This is a genomic window from Limosilactobacillus secaliphilus, from assembly GCF_001437055.1.
GTDB classification, from domain to species: Bacteria; Bacillota; Bacilli; order Lactobacillales; family Lactobacillaceae; genus Limosilactobacillus; species Limosilactobacillus secaliphilus.
The window spans coordinates 300573-315577 of the sequence record NZ_JQBW01000010.1 but is presented as its reverse complement, the minus strand read 5'-3'; the positions used below and the strand labels follow the sequence as shown (position 1 = coordinate 315577).

The 15005-nt window shown below is 50.9% G+C and carries 11 protein-coding genes; 7 read left to right on the top strand and 4 right to left on the bottom strand.

Translation table 11 applies throughout. The annotated features are described in order from the left end of the window. Positions 1–36: 36 nt before the first annotated feature. The 5 genes from IV45_RS06345 (at position 37) to IV45_RS06325 (ending at position 6546) form a co-directional block, all read left to right on the top strand. Positions 37–621: a TetR/AcrR family transcriptional regulator gene (locus IV45_RS06345; protein ID WP_057741681.1), complete on the top strand. Its 585-nt coding sequence runs from the start codon at positions 37–39 to the stop codon at positions 619–621. Next, the gene (locus tag IV45_RS06340) at positions 605–3205 is read left to right on the top strand and encodes a YhgE/Pip domain-containing protein (protein ID WP_057741678.1); all 2601 of its coding nucleotides are present in this window, start codon (positions 605–607) and stop codon (positions 3203–3205) included. Before IV45_RS06345 ends, IV45_RS06340 begins: the two co-directional genes overlap by 17 nt. A gap of 252 nt (positions 3206–3457) precedes the next feature. Then, a complete protein-coding gene (locus IV45_RS06335) occupies positions 3458–4300 on the top strand; it encodes an ABC transporter substrate-binding protein (protein ID WP_057741675.1) in 843 nt (280 codons plus the stop codon). Positions 4301–4311: 11 nt separating this feature from the next. Next, on the top strand, positions 4312–5469 hold the full coding sequence (locus IV45_RS06330) for an ArgE/DapE family deacylase (protein ID WP_057741673.1): 1158 nt from the start codon (positions 4312–4314) through the stop codon (positions 5467–5469). An 81-nt stretch (positions 5470–5550) separates the two neighbouring features. Beyond that, complete coding sequence (locus IV45_RS06325) at positions 5551–6546, top strand: D-2-hydroxyacid dehydrogenase (protein ID WP_057741670.1); 996 nt, start codon at positions 5551–5553, stop codon at positions 6544–6546. A gap of 76 nt (positions 6547–6622) precedes the next feature. Here IV45_RS06325 and hflX read toward each other — a convergent pair whose 3' ends face one another. The 3 genes from hflX to IV45_RS06310 all read right to left on the bottom strand — a co-directional run bounded on the left by hflX (position 6623) and on the right by IV45_RS06310 (position 9322). Beyond that, positions 6623–7903: a GTPase HflX gene (hflX, locus tag IV45_RS06320; protein ID WP_057741669.1), complete on the bottom strand. Its 1281-nt coding sequence runs from the start codon at positions 7901–7903 to the stop codon at positions 6623–6625. A 32-nt stretch (positions 7904–7935) separates the two neighbouring features. Continuing rightward, the gene (locus IV45_RS06315; protein ID WP_057741666.1) at positions 7936–8592 is read right to left on the bottom strand and encodes a histidine phosphatase family protein; all 657 of its coding nucleotides are present in this window, start codon (positions 8590–8592) and stop codon (positions 7936–7938) included. A gap of 73 nt (positions 8593–8665) precedes the next feature. Then, positions 8666–9322, bottom strand: a complete 657-nt coding sequence (locus tag IV45_RS06310; RefSeq protein WP_057741663.1) for a VTT domain-containing protein — start codon at positions 9320–9322, stop codon at positions 8666–8668. Between the two features lie 166 nt (positions 9323–9488). Here IV45_RS06310 and helD point away from each other — a divergent pair, with 166 nt between their 5' ends. Next, positions 9489–11789: an RNA polymerase recycling motor HelD gene (gene helD / locus IV45_RS06305; protein WP_057741660.1), complete on the top strand. Its 2301-nt coding sequence runs from the start codon at positions 9489–9491 to the stop codon at positions 11787–11789. A gap of 39 nt (positions 11790–11828) precedes the next feature. On the opposite strand, the gene IV45_RS06300 is transcribed toward helD, so the two are convergent. Beyond that, positions 11829–12728: a DMT family transporter gene (locus tag IV45_RS06300; RefSeq protein WP_235807669.1), complete on the bottom strand. Its 900-nt coding sequence runs from the start codon at positions 12726–12728 to the stop codon at positions 11829–11831. Positions 12729–12907: 179 nt separating this feature from the next. Here IV45_RS06300 and IV45_RS06295 point away from each other — a divergent pair, with 179 nt between their 5' ends. Then, the gene (locus tag IV45_RS06295) at positions 12908–15004 is read left to right on the top strand and encodes an LTA synthase family protein (RefSeq protein WP_057741658.1); all 2097 of its coding nucleotides are present in this window, start codon (positions 12908–12910) and stop codon (positions 15002–15004) included. Position 15005 lies beyond the last annotated feature (1 nt).

Below are 15005 nucleotides of genomic sequence, written 5' to 3'. Positions count from 1 at the left end.
TAATTTTAGGCGAATCATGGGAAAGGGGGCCGAAAAATGAAGGTCAATCGGACGGTTCGTGATTTTGAAAATGCCTTGGAACACCTGCTTGAAGATCAGCAGTTCGCTCATCTGACAGTTGATCAGATTTGCGAAGAAGCTTTGCTGCATCGGAGCAGTTTCTATCGTTATTTCCATGATAAGTATGATCTGTTGGAACACCTGATTGATAACCGTGTGGAGGAGATCATCGCTGGTTCGTCATCCGAGTCTGACTTGATCGAGTCGGGGATCAGTTACATCGACCAACACAAAAAGGTTTTCCGCAACATTGCGGATGGTGGACCGAATCGGACACTATTTTCGGAATTAATTCGGATTGTGAGTGACGTGACCTTGAATTGGTCAAAGGCACAACCGACTGACACGATCGGCAAACTCATCCGGCATTCCAATAATCCAGAACTGTTAGCTTATTCGATCAGCGGTGCATTCATGGGCGCCTGCTTCTGGTGGCAGACCAAGAACTACAACGTTCCTAAACAAGAGATCGTCACCTTTGCCAAGCAGGCAGTGAAGGCATTATCGGATGGCGACAGATATTTAACCAAAGGGGGCATGCAGAATGTGGGGAATGATTAAAGCAGAATTCCGTCATATCCGGCGCAACCGGCTATTATTACTTTCTGCAATTGTTATCTGCTTCATTCCTTTCTTATACAGTATCTTCTTCCTGAAATCAGTTTGGGACCCTTACGGCAGCACACAGGACCTGCCAGTGGCAGTCGTTAACAAGGATGTGCCTGTTGACTACAAAGGGAAACAAATGGCTGTCGGTGATCAGATGGTCAAGGAATTGAAGCACAATAATCAACTGGATTGGCACTTTGTTTCGGCAAAGACCGCCAAAGATGGGATGGCCCACCGAAAATACTACACGGTGATCACCATTCCAAAGGACTTCTCAAAGGATGCAACGACCGTTTTGGACAAGCATCCTAAGACGATGAAGCTGCACTACTCATCCAACGAATCGCTCAACTACATCGGTAACGTTATGAGCCAAGTTGCCATGAGCAAGCTGAACGAAAAGGTCCGTGCCAGTGTTACCAACGCCTATGCCAAGACGATGTTCAAGGAACTGAAAGTCTTAGGCAAGGGCATGAACCAGGCTTCCAATGGGGCTCACCAATTGGATAACGGCCTGATTACCCTGCAAAACGGGATGAACCAATACGTCGCTGGTGTATCGCAAGTCAACAACGGTGTGCAAACACTGCGGATGGGGGTTGCTCCATTAGCAGCCGGCGCTCAGCAGTTGGCTAACGGTAGTGCAACCTTGGCAAACGGTGTCGCTCAGTACACGGGCGGCGTTGGTCAGTTAGCTGCTGGCCTGCACGTGTTAATGGCTAATTCCGGAACCTTAAGCGGTGGTGCTGGTCAATTAAGCGCTGGTCTGAACACCTTAAGCGGCAATTCAGAATCATTGCGGAATGGCTCCAGTCAACTAGCTGATGGTGCCGGCAAGCTGAACCAAACCGTTAACGGCCAGTTGGGCAACTTGGACTTCAGTGGTATTTCAAATGCCATGAACCAAGCCGGCCAGCTGCAGCAAGGTTTAGGCCAGCTGCAACAAGGTTTGAACCAAGCTAAGGCTGCATTGAATGGCGTAAAACAAAGTGCTGATAAGCTAGAACAAGCTAATAGTTCCATGGGCAATATAAAAGCCCAAGTTAAAGATAATTTGAGCACAGTAGCTGCTGGTGAGACTCAAATTGGCACTTTAGCGGGCCAGATTGCCAGTGATCCAAGCGCCAGTTCTTCAACGAGAACGGCAGCTGGGAAAATTCTTAAACAATTACAAGCAAATGCAGGTGCGTTATCTAATGTAAAAACTGCATTGGGTAGCCTTGATCAATTGGGTAGCACTTTAAATGAAATGAAGGGCCAGCTTGGTCAGCTGTCAAACATGGGCGCAATCCTGAACAACGCTGACACGACGATCCAGCAGGCTAACGGTTTGCTGAAGGCGTTGGATGGCTACAAGCCAATGCTGAGCCAGATGCCTGGTGCACTGCAACAATTGCAAGGTGCCACGAATCAGATTGCCGCTGGTGCCAACACGTTGAATAACGGTGTCCACCAGTACACGAACGGTGTTGATAGTGCCGCTGCTGGTGCTAACACCTTGGCTGGCGGGATCGGACAGTACACGGCTGGGGTTGCCCAAGCTGGTGCTGGTGCCGGTCAATTAACTGCTAACTCGGGTGCCCTGAATTCTGGTGCTGGCCAACTGGCAGGCGCCCTGGGACAGCTGAATGGTAAGATCCCTGCTTTGACGGCGGGCGTTAACCAATTAGCCAACGGGACCCAGCAGTTAGTTGACAACTCACCTGCACTGGTTCAAGGGATTACCAAACTGAACGCCGGTGCTGGTCAACTGGCCACGGCTTTAGGCAAGGGTGCCAAGACCGTTAATGGTATCAAGACCAACAACCGGACGGCCAAGATGTTTGCTGAACCAAGCAAGCTGAAGAGCCACAGCTACAGCTACGTACCAAACTATGGTCACGCATTAGCACCATACGTTCTGTCCGTTGCCCTGTACGTCGGTGCCTTGATTTTCAACTTTGTCTACCCAATTCGGCGTGTTGCCATCCAAGGCAAGTCACCGGTTGCATGGTGGGCAAGCAAAGTTGTCCTTGGTAGTTTGATGATCACCATCATGGCCATCGCTGAAGGTGGCATTATGATGATGCTCGGTTTGACTGTCGACCACGTACCATCCTTCTTCGGAACCCTGATCCTGTTTGGCTTAGCGTCGATGGCCGTCGTCATGTTCCTGTCGATGACCTTCGACAACCCAGGCCGGTTCGTTGCGATGGTTCTGCTGATGCTGCAATTAGGTGGTTCCGGTGGTACTTTCCCAATGGAAGTTACGATGAAGTTCTACAACGTCATCCACTATTGGCTGCCAATGACCTACTCAATCTTGGGTCTGCGTGATGGCATCTCCGGTGGACTAGGTACTCACTACGTTGCCTTCTGCAACAGCGTCTTGGGCGGCATTGCAGTTGTCTTCTACCTCCTGCTCTTAGTGGCCATGATTTGGCTGCAACATCACCACTTTGCTGGCAAGTCCGAGTTGGACAACAACCAGGAACTGCTTGGTGACGAGAAGGACGATGACGGCATGCACCTGCAAGACCGTAACCAAACCGTTTAATTAAATCGAAATTAAATGAAAAGCTGGAAGAGATCATGTATCCCTTCCAGCTTTTTTGTATATAATCAGTTAATATTCATCAAATATCAGAAAATATCGAATAAATTCAAAATATACTTGCATAATCATAAAATAACGTGTATAGTATACCCATAATTTGAATAAACATCCAAAGAGGGGCGATTTTATGCGACGACAATACAAAGGATTCAGTCAGTTGTAGTTAACGAGTAAATAAAAAGGAGCAAGCTTATGAATTTTAAACATCTGAAAAAAGCCGTTACTGCTGTCGCTGTGTTAGCCCTGGGATTAACTACCGTCCTCGCTGGATGTGGGAAACAAAACGACACAAGTGTTAAGAAGATTCAAGACAAGAAAGAGTTAGTTGTTGGGACGTCCGCCGACTTTGCCCCATACGACTTCACCATCGTTAAGAATGGCAAGCAGAAGATCGTTGGTTATGACATGCTGTTGGCCAACGACATCGCTAAGGAAATGGGGGTTAAGAAGGTTAAGGTTGTCAACATGGCCTTCCCATCCTTGATCAACGAGTTGCAAAACAAGAAGGTCGACATCGTCATGGCCGGGATGGCTTACACCAAGGACCGGGCCAAGGTGGTTTCCTTCTCTGACCCATACGAACCGCACACCAGCAAGTACGACTACATCCTGGTTTCACCAAAGAACAAGGATAAGTACAAGAACTTGGCTGCTTTGAAGGGCCAGACGCTGGGGGCTCAACAGTCAACGGCCCAAGAAAAGGCTGCTAAGAACCAAAGCAAGGCCAAAGTGGTCACCGAAAGTTCTTTGAACACCCTGTCACAGGAACTGAAGAACGGCACGATCGACGGAATTGTCTGCAGCTATGACAACGCTAAGGCCTACGAAAGTGAAGATCCAAGCTCCTTCGCCATTGCCAGCAACGTTAAGTTCAAGCAAGGCGGTAAGGAAGCTGCTACCCGGGTTGCCGTAAGAAAAGACGACAAGGCACTGCTGAAGAAGGTTAACGCCGCCATCAGCAAAGACCGGAAGAGTGGCAAGCTGAACAAGCTTTACCAACAAGCATTGAAGCTGCAGATTGAAAACAAGAAGTAGGAGGCCCCACAATGACTAAAGAAGAACAGTTAGCAGTATTTAAGAAAATCGTTAGTATCAATTCGGTCAATGATAATGAAGGCGAAGTCGCTGACTACATTGCCAGCCTCTTCAAGCCATACGAGGGCGACGATGTTAAAATCGAGCACGTTGCCTATTCACAGGGCCGTGACAACTTGGTAGTGACGATTGGGCACGGCGACCGCGTACTGGGCTTCTCTGGTCACGAAGACACGGTGGCTCCTGGCGACCTGTCGCTGTGGGATACCGATCCCTTCCATCCCGTAGTCAAGGACGGCAAGCTTTACGGCCGGGGCGCCTGCGACATGAAGAGCGGGCTGGCAGCGATTGTCGTTGCCGCACTGGAAATCCTGGAGAAAGGCGAACAGCTACCTGGCAAGATCAAGTTGCTGCTGACGGTTGGTGAAGAATTGGGCAACATGGGTGCGGCCCAGTTGACCAAGCTAGGCTACGCGGATGACCTGGATGGCCTGATGGTTGCCGAGCCAAACGACGACCTGCACAAGATTACCTACGCTTGCAAAGGGGTTATTGACTACCACGTCACGTCCTTTGGTAAAGCGGCCCACAGCTCCACTCCCGAGAAGGGCTTCAACGCCATCGATCCACTCCTGGAATTCGCTAACGAGGCTAAGGCAGCCTTGGCCAAGTTTGACCATGCCGACCCGATCTTGGGCAAGCTGACTCATGTGATCACCAAGATCAATGCCGGTGAACAGATCAACTCGCTAGCCGAAAAAGCCCAGTTGGCCGGTAACATCCGGAACGTGCCGGAATACCCTAATGACATGATCTATGACACGTTGAACGACATCGTGGAAAAGCTGAATCAACAGCCGGGCGTCCACTTGGTCATCAAGTACACCTTCCCAGAATCCCCAATGGGTGGCGATCCTAACTCACCGTTATTGAAACTCGCCCAGCAAGTGGCTCACGACCAATTCGGCATAGACGCAGAACCAGTCACCAGCACCGGGGCCAACGACGGGCAGGAATTCACCCAGTCCAAGAAAGAGTTCACCAGTATCGAGATGGGGCCGGGGACGGACACCGCTCACCAACCGAATGAATACTGCAACCTGGATGCTTACTACCAGGCCATTGAATTCTACCAAGCCTTCGCCAAAGCGTTTCTTTCTGTAAAATAATTCTTAAATATAATAACTCTCTTTAACTTCGTGTATAATAGTAATTGTGAGGCTCACGTAAGTTGAAGGGAGTTTTATTTTATGAAAATTATTATGTTTGGCACAAAGGCTCAAGAAAAGCAGTATGCACAAGATTGGGCCCAGAAGACTGGTAATGAAGTTCACATGACAACTGCTGAACTGAATGATGATACCGTCGACCAAGTTAAGGGCTTTGACGGTGTGATCACCCAGCAGACGACCTCATTAGGCAGCCCCAAGGTATACGAAAAGCTGGCTTCGTTTGGTATCAAGCAGATTGGTACCCGGACGGCCGGTTATGACATGATCGACTTGGATAGTGCCAAGGCAAACGGCCTGACCATCACCCGGGTTTCGATCTACTCACCACGGGCAATCGCCGAAATGGGTGTTACCCAGGCAATGTACCTGCTGCGGCGGATTGGTGAATTCAATCAGCGGATGAACGAAGAAAACGACTTCAGCTGGTCACCAAGCATGGCCTCAAACGAAATCTACAACCTGACTGTTGGTTTGGTCGGTGTTGGCCACATTGGCGGTGCAACGGCTCAGATCTACAAGGCTTTGGGTGCTAAAGTTCTTGGTTACGATGTTGCCTATGATCCAGAAATGGAACCATTCCTGACCTACGCTGACTTAGATACGGTCCTGGAGAAGTCCGACATTGTTTCCCTGCACACGCCATTACTGAAGAGCACGGCAAACATCATCAATGCGGATGCCCTGAAGAAGATGAAGAAGACGGCCTACCTGATCAACGTGGCTCGTGGGGGCTTAGTTGACACCCAGGCATTGATCAGCGCTTTGAAGAACCACGAAATTGCTGGTGCCGGTCTGGACACGTTGGCTGACGAAACGACCTTCTTCGCCAAGAAGGTGGACGCCGCTGATGTTCCGGAAGACTACAAGGAACTGGCCGCAATGCCAAACGTTGTGGTTACGCCGCACGTGGCCTTCTTCACGTCAACCTCAGTTCGCAACATGGTCCAGATTGCATTGAATGACACGGCCACAATCGTTAACGGCGGTCATTCACGCAACGCTTTGATCTACTAATTAATCAATAAAAACTGAATAAACAAAATGCGCACAGGCGGTAAAACCGCTTGTGCGCATTTATATTTTGTAAGTCTTATTGAACCTCATACTTGCTCAGCCGCTGCAGGTCTTCTGGGCTCAGCTCGACCTTGAGCCGGGTCCCGTCGGTTTGGTAGTCGGTATCCAGAATGTTGGTATGTTCATTGAGGTAGGAAACCACCTGACCGTCCGCAAACGGTACCAGCAGGTCGGCTTGTACATAGTCGCTGAAGAGCTTGTTCTTGATGGTCTTGGCGAGGAAGTCGATGGACTCGGGATTCTTTGCGGAGATGATGACCCGTGAATCACCCTCCATCGTTGGGTAATCCGTCTCGTCAACCTTATCTGCCTTGTTGAAGACGTAGATCATCGGAATGTTCTCGATGCCGATTTCCGAAAGCGTCCGTTCAGTTGTCTTAATCATTTCGTCTCGGTGCGGGTCCGAGTAGTCGATGACCTGAACCAGCAGGTCGGCCTTGGCCGCTTCCTGCAGGGTGGACTTGAAGGCTTCAATCAGGTGCGTCGGCAGCTTAGAGACGAAACCAACCGTATCACTGAGCAGGAAGCGCTTCTGATCGGGAAGAGTCAATTGCCGCACACTGGTGTCCAGCGTAGCAAAGAGCATATCCTTGGTGAAGACCTGCTTGTCCTTGACCAAGCCAAAGCGGCTCAGCAGCTCGTTCATGATGGTGGACTTGCCGGCGTTGGTGTAACCGACTAAGGCCGCCGTCGGGATCGAACTCTTGTCACGCTGGCTCCGTTTAACCTGTTCCGAACGTTGTACATTCTTCAATTCTTGACGCAGGTGGGAGATTTGCCGCTGGATCACCCGGCGGTCCAATTCGATTTGAGTTTCACCAGAACCACGGTTGGCAAATCCCGCCCCGGCACCAGTTTGTTGGTCGAGGACCTGGTTCGATGCCGTGTGCAGCCGTGGCAGACGGTACTGCAACTGGGCAATCTGGACCTGGAGCTTGGCTTCCTTAGTCTTGGCCCGTTGAGCGAAGATTTCTAAAATCAAGGCGGTCCGGTCAATGATTCGCACGCCAATCTGGTCGGTGAGGTTCTTCAACTGGCTGGGCGACAATTCGTCGTTAGCGATTACTGTGGTGACACCGGTGGTCTGGACCAGGTCGTGCAGCTGCTTAACCTTGCCGCTCCCAAAATAGGTGGCAGCGTTGGGCTCGTCCAGCGGTTGGTCAATGCGGCCGACCACTTCCATGTTGTTGGCCTTGGCGAGCTTGCGCAGTTCGACCATCGAATAATCATAGTCGTCCTGACCGGTGTTCAAGCCAATTAGTAGTACTTTCTCATTATGAGGAACGGAATTATCCATATATTATGAAATTTCCCCCTTTAATTTAACAATTATTCAGGTAAAGACAGCTGGTCGTAGAAATCAAGGTGCGTACTGTCTTTAGTCAACGTAAATTTAGTGATTGAACCGTTCTGTGGGCCGACCAGAGAACTTTCCTGGTTGCCGTAACGGTGTGCCATGCAGTTAATGGCCATCCCGTGACAAACAACGACCACCGTCTTGCCATCGGGCAGGCGCCGCAAGCCATCCAGGCCGGCACCGAAACGTTTCCAGAAGGCTTCCGGACTTTCGGCTTCATGGTAAGGGTCAACGTCGTGCATCCGTTGCAGAATGTGATCCGTACCGGCTTTGCGAATTTCGTCGGCCAGGTCGTTGCGGAAGTTAGGTGCGCTGACCATCAGTGCCGTCTGCTGGGTGTCGACACCTTCGAAGTAGCCGAAGAAGACTTCCCGGAAGGCGGGATCCGGCATCGGTGCCTTTACCTTAGTTGATGGGTGGTGGGCTAACAGAATCTTGGCCGTGTCCACTGTGCGCTTCAGGTCGCTGCTGAAGAGGTAATCGAAGTCGACGTTCTTTAAGGCTTCACCAGCCCGTGCGGCATCCCTGCGCCCCTTATCAGTCAACGGGGCATCTGCCCAGCCTTGCATCCGATGAAAGAGATTTAAGTAGGTCTGGCCGTGCCGGACAAAATAAACTGTAATTGCCATATTATCCTCCTCATAGACACGCTAATATCAATACTATTCTAACATTGCGCGTCTTAAGTAAGCAATCAGCCACTTATTTCAGCATGTGGTTGCGCCGCATAATCCGCTGCTTGATGTAGTTGATGACCGCAATGCAGACGGCGGGAAGTAAAGAGACAAGGATGATTGCCAACAGAATCAAGGAGTAATGCTCTTTGACGAACTGAATTGTGCCAAAGAAGTAACCGATGAAGGCGGCCAGGCAGACCCACAGAGAAGTGCCGATGACGTTGCCTAAGAGGAAGTGGCTGAAACGAAAGCCGGCCGTGCCAGAGATTAGGGGTACAAAAGTCCGGATGAGCGGTACAAAGCGGCCGAAGATGATCGCCCAGATGCCGTGTTTATCAAAGAATTCGTGGGCCGAGTCAAGCTTGGGACCTTCGACCTTGCGCTTCAACCAGGGCCACTTGATCAGTTTCGTGCCGATCGTGTAGTTGACGATATCGCCAATGAAGGCGGCCAGGAAGAAGCCGGGCACCAGCACGTAGATACTGATCGAGTTGGTACTGATGGCGGCCAACGAGGCGGCGACAAAGATCAACGACTCACCAGGCAGCCAAGGGAAGATGACCAGCCCCGTCTCCATGAATGTAATCAAGAACAGGATGAGGTAGCCCCAGTTGCCCAATGAATTGAAAATGGGAACGATGATTTCCGGAATATGGGTTAATCCATAGATAATCTCACTCATGGCGACCTCCTGTAAAACATTTACCACTATTTTAAGCGATGAAAATAGCGGCGCCTAGTAAAACGAATTGACTTAAATAATTTTCAAGGAAGCCCTCTGACAGGCGTCGGCAACGGTAAAATGCTATAATAGTATTCCTATTTTGATGTAAAGGAGCGTTGCTAATTTGGCTGACCAGACACAAGCACATGAACAAGCACACTTGGATGAAGTGATCAAACAGATTCGTCGGGCGCAGAAGAAGGCGCAGAAGAATATTTCGACCGCCAAAAGCGATATTCACGGCCTGAGTAAGCAATTTGACACAATTCATATGAACACCACGACCTATTCCGGCATGATGGATACGGCCGTGTCAGTTCACGCCCAGCAGCAGATGTTGAATGAACGGGAAAACAGCTGGCAGCACGCCGCTGACCGTCTGTCCACGTTGAAGCGTCTGGAAGCCAAGCCTTACTTTGCCCGGATTGATTTCCAAGAGCAGGCGGGGCAGAAGCCGGAAACCATCTACATCGGTCTGGCTTCCTTCTCTGATCGGCCGGACCACTTCTTGATTTACGACTGGCGGGCGCCAATTTCTTCGATCTACTATGAGGGTGAACTGGGCCCTGTTTCCTACCAAACCCCTGATGGCAAGGAAACCGTCAACGTTAAGCTCAAGCGGCAGTTTCAGATTGAAGATGGGACGATTGTGACCATTTACGATACTGACCAAACCGTGACCGACCAGATGCTATTGTCGGCTTTGAGCAACCACTCCTCGACCAAGATGAAGAGCATTGTGTCAACGATTCAGAAGACGCAAAACGAGATCATCCGGGATACCGGCGACGACCTGCTCTTCGTCCAAGGGGCGGCCGGTTCCGGTAAAACGGCGGCGGTCCTGCAGCGGGTTGCCTGGCTGCTCTACCGTTACCGTGGCAATCTGAAGTCGTCACAAGTGATCCTGTTCAGTCCCAACCAATTGTTCAACGACTACATCGACCAAGTGCTGCCGGAATTGGGTGAGCACAACATGGTGCAGATGACCTACTTCCAGTACGTTGATCGTCGGGTGCCGCGGCTGACGGTTGCCAACGTGGCCCAACGCTTTGCGGCCAGTGATCAAGGTGTGAACGGCAAGCTGGTCCGTCTCTTGAGCAGTCTGGACTACTTCAAGGCCGTCACCAAGTATGCCAAGCGTTTGGGTAGGGATGGTCACCTGCATTTCCGCAGCCTGCACTTCCAGGACAAGGTCTTTGCGGACAAGGACACAATCAAAGAGATCTACTACTCCTTCAACCGTAACTACAAGCTGGGCAACCGGATGGACGGTACGGATGAAGCGTTAATTAAGCGGCTGAACCACCGGATCGGCGCCGAAATGCGGTCCAAATGGGTGGAAGATCAGATCCAGGATTTGAGCCAAGAACAGCTGAACATGCTCTACGCCCGTCATCCGCAGGCCTTCGTCAACGATAAGGAGGAATACCGCTTCTTAGCCCGGGCCATCGTCATTAACGCCCTGCAGCCGGTCAAGCGCGCCATCGACCACCACCGCTGGATCAACATCAACGCCCAATACGTTCACCTGTTGCGGGTGACCCCGAAGATCATCAACCTGGCCGACTTTGGCCTGACTCAAGCCGATTGGCAAACCTATGCCGATCAACAGGTCCAGGACTTGAAGAAGGGCCACATCAGTGCAAACGGGATTTCCGTCTACCTCTACCTCTACGACTTGCTGACCGGCAAGCGGGGACAGCGGGAGATGCGCTATGTCTTTGTTGACGAAGTGCAGGATTACGACGCCTTTCAGCTGGCCTACCTGAAGTTCTGCTTCCCGCGGGCCCGTTTCACCTTGTTGGGTGACCTGAACCAGGCGATCTTCACGCACGAAAACAGCCGGAGCCTGCTCAAAGAATTAAGCCAGATGTTTGACGCGGAGAAGACCAAGGTGGTCCAACTGACCAAGTCATACCGGTCAACGAAGCAGATCACCAACTTCACCAAGCAGATCTTGCAAAATGGTGAAAACATCGAGGCCTTTGACCGGCCGGGTGACCTGCCGCAGCTGGTAGTGGACCCCGACTTAGACCATGCGGTGGCCAGTGTCGGACGGATTCTGAAAGGCTACCAGGACAAGCACGACAAGGTGGCTATCATCGGCAAGACGCTTGAAGACAGTCACCAAATCTCGCAGCTGTTGAAGAAACAGGGCTTCGAAAACACGCTGATCCGGACCGAGAACCAACGCCTGGTACCGGGATTGATTGTGGTGCCGTCATACCTGGCCAAGGGGCTGGAATTCGACGCCGTCATCGTCTGGGATGCCAATGCCGACAAGTACCGCGGCGATGGTGAACGCCAGCTCCTGTACACGATCTGTTCTCGGGCCATGCATGCCTTGAGTATCGTTGCCATCGGCCAGCCGACGCATTTGCTGGACCAGGTTGATCCGGCACTATACGAAAAACGACCAGACTAGACATGCCTAGCTGGTCGCAGCTTGATTCAAATTCAATAATTAATCGTGTTTTTGCAAGAAATGGATGTGCCTGAGGTCGACTTGCATGATCACGTTGGCCAAGATCATGATCGCACCGCCGATGATTAAGCGATGGGTCAACGGGTCAAAGCCCAAGATCACGGACAGGACGCTGCCGAAGAATGATTCCAGCATCAAGATCAAGCCCGCCGCGGTTGGTGACGTGTAGTGCTGGGCGGTCAGCTGTAAACCTTGCGCCATGAAGGTCACGACGATCGCGATCGCAAACAGGGGTGGCAGGGCAGCAAACCAATCCACGTGGGCAAAGGTTGACCGTTCGCTGATGAGGGCGGTGATCCAGCCGCAAGTTCCTTGGGTGCAGCTGATGGTGAAAATCACGACCCAGGGACTGGACGCTTTGTAGCCGAGGCGGGCAAAGAAGATGATCTGCAGGGCCCAGAAGACCGCGGAAATCAGGGTGAGAAAGTCCCCGTATTGCAGGGTCAGGTGGCTAGGCGAGATGCCGGACAAAATGGCCATGCCGACCACGGCACAGACGATGGCCACCCCGTCCTTGCGTTGCAGGCGTTCATGCCAGACCAGCCACATGATGACCGGTGAGATAACCACGTACATGGTCGTCAGGAAGGCGTTTTTCGCTGGCGTTGTGTATTGCAGGGCCATCGTTTGCAGGTAATAACCGCAGAAGTTGATCAGACCTAGGGTGACCCCGATCTTCAAATCATTCTTCGTCATTTTGCGGATGGAATGGTTGAAGACGATCGCGGCAGCGCTGGCTCCCAATAGTCCCCGCATGCCGTTGATCAGGCCGGAGTGCATCCCTGAGTTCACCACTTCCTTAGCGAAGACGTAGGAACTGCCCCACAGGATCGCTACGGCCAGCAGCATCAAATTAGCGCGTCCCTTGGTGATTTTCATAATTACCTCCCAATAAGTAACTAGATTTTTAATAAATTCTAGCATAATCTGCGGATAAATCGCCTTATTTTGTTGCCTATAAAGGTAAACATTTCTCAAAAATGCGGTTTTAGCTGTTCTACTACTAATGCATTATTGTATGATGGTTGATGTTGAAAAAAGTTGATGGAGGAAAAACCATGAATACTGCGTTGCGAAAAGTTAGACGCGGCCTGAATACCAAGCTGGGCTTCTTTATTTTCTCGGTCCTGCTCTTTGCGATTAAAAGCTACTGGGCTTATAAGACAAAATTCAATCTCGGAGTAAGCGGGAGCGTTCAAGAGTTCCTGCTGGTTTTTAACACCTTACCTGGCGCAATCATCTTCTTAGGGATTGCGCTATACTTCCGCGGGCGCCTGTCATATTGGTTGATGAGCATTATCAATGCCTTGCTCTCAACGTGGCTCTTCGCCAACATCCTTTACTACCGTGAGTTCTCGGACTTCATTACGTTTAATGTGATCAAGGGGTCGGGCGCGGCTTCAAACAACCTGGGCAAGAGTCTGATGGGGATCATGCGGCCGAGCGACTTCTTCGTGTACGCCGATGTGATTCTGGTCATTATCGTGCTGCTCTGCCACTGGATCCGGGTGGACATGCGCTATTTCAAGATTCGCTATGCCCTGACCATCACGGCGATTGGTTTTGCCCTCTTTGGCGCCAACTTGGGGATGGCCGAAAGCAACCGGAGTCAACTGCTGACCCGGACCTTCGACAACAACTACATCGTCAAGTACCTGGGTCTGCAAGCCTACACCATTTATGATGGCATTAAGACCACTCACAACAGTGCGGTTAAATCGCAGGCCAGCGCCAAGGATATCACTCCGGTGCAACGCTTCATCAAGAAGAATTACGCTTCGCCAAACATCGAATACTATGGCAAGGCTAAGGGTAAGAACATCATCATCATCCACCTGGAAAGCTTCCAGCAATTCCTGATTGACTACAAGGTGGATGGCCAAGAAGTTACGCCAAACCTGAACAAGCTTTACCACGCACAGGATACCTTGTCATTTGATAATTTCTTCCACCAAGTCGGTCAAGGGAAGACGGCGGATGCCGAACTGATGCTGGAAAACTCACTGTTTGGTTTGCCGGAAGGATCGGCCATGGTTACCGATGGGACGACCAACACCTTCCAATCCGCACCGTCAATGCTTCATCAACGCGGTTACACCACAGCTTCATTCCACGGTGACGTGCCAAGCTTCTGGAACCGGGACAACGCCTACAAGTCATTCGGTTATGACTACTTCTTCTCCAAGGGCTACTTCCCGAAGACCAAGGATTATGACGTGGGTTACGGGATCAAGGATAAGATTTTCCTGAAGGATTCGGCCTACTACCTGCAACAGTTGCCACAGCCGTTCTATGCTAAGCTGATCACCGTTACCAACCACTATCCATACATCCTGGATAAGAAGAACAAGAGTATTGCCGGATTGAAGACCGGTGACGACACGGTTGACCCTTACGTCCAAACCGCTCACTATCTGGATCAATCCATTGGTGAACTGCTGGACTATCTGGATAAGACCGGGTTGCGGAAGAACACTGTCCTGGTCTTGTACGGTGACCACTACGGGATTTCAAACAACCACCGGCCAGCCATTGCCGACATCTTCCACAAGAAGTCGGTTGACAACTACGATCTGGCCATGTTCCAGAAGGTACCGTTCATGATCAACATGGAGGGCCTGAAGGGTGGCATCAACCAAACCTATGGTGGTGAAATCGATGTCCTGCCAACTCTGGAAGACCTGCTGGGAATCAGTTCCGACAAGTACATCCAGTTCGGGCAAGACCTCTTGTCACCAAAGCGGAACCAGATTGTGCCGTTCAGAAACGGTGACTGGGTAACGCCGAAGTACACGAAGTTCAATGGCGACTACTACTTGACCGGCTCCGGCAAGCGGATCAAGCACCTGTCAGCCAGCCAGAAGAAGGAAGTCGACAAGATCCAGAAGTACGTCACGACCGACCTTGGCTTGTCTGATAAGGTGGTCAACGGCGACCTACTCCGCTTCTACCACTTGCCAGGCTTTAAGAAGACCGATAAGAAGTCATATTCTTACAACCTGAATAAGGGCCTGAAGAAGTTGCAGAAGGCTCAGAAGCAGCACAAGACCAGCCTGAAGTCACAGAATGGCGGTCACAGTACGCTGGATCAATACAATACGGATGCTCCGGAATTGCAAAGTGACCCAACTTTGAACTTCCCGAAGATCAAGTAAG

Coding starts and splice junctions, on each gene's coding strand:
- IV45_RS06345 (WP_057741681.1), top strand. CDS start 37: ATGAAGGTCAATCGGACGGTTCGTGATTTTGAAAATGCCTTGGAACAC.
- IV45_RS06340 (WP_057741678.1), top strand. CDS start 605: ATGTGGGGAATGATTAAAGCAGAATTCCGTCATATCCGGCGCAACCGG.
- IV45_RS06335 (WP_057741675.1), top strand. CDS start 3,458: ATGAATTTTAAACATCTGAAAAAAGCCGTTACTGCTGTCGCTGTGTTA.
- IV45_RS06330 (WP_057741673.1), top strand. CDS start 4,312: ATGACTAAAGAAGAACAGTTAGCAGTATTTAAGAAAATCGTTAGTATC.
- IV45_RS06325 (WP_057741670.1), top strand. CDS start 5,551: ATGAAAATTATTATGTTTGGCACAAAGGCTCAAGAAAAGCAGTATGCA.
- hflX (WP_057741669.1), bottom strand. CDS start 7,903: ATGGATAATTCCGTTCCTCATAATGAGAAAGTACTACTAATTGGCTTG.
- IV45_RS06315 (WP_057741666.1), bottom strand. CDS start 8,592: ATGGCAATTACAGTTTATTTTGTCCGGCACGGCCAGACCTACTTAAAT.
- IV45_RS06310 (WP_057741663.1), bottom strand. CDS start 9,322: ATGAGTGAGATTATCTATGGATTAACCCATATTCCGGAAATCATCGTT.
- IV45_RS06300 (WP_235807669.1), bottom strand. CDS start 12,728: ATGAAAATCACCAAGGGACGCGCTAATTTGATGCTGCTGGCCGTAGCG.
- IV45_RS06295 (WP_057741658.1), top strand. CDS start 12,908: ATGAATACTGCGTTGCGAAAAGTTAGACGCGGCCTGAATACCAAGCTG.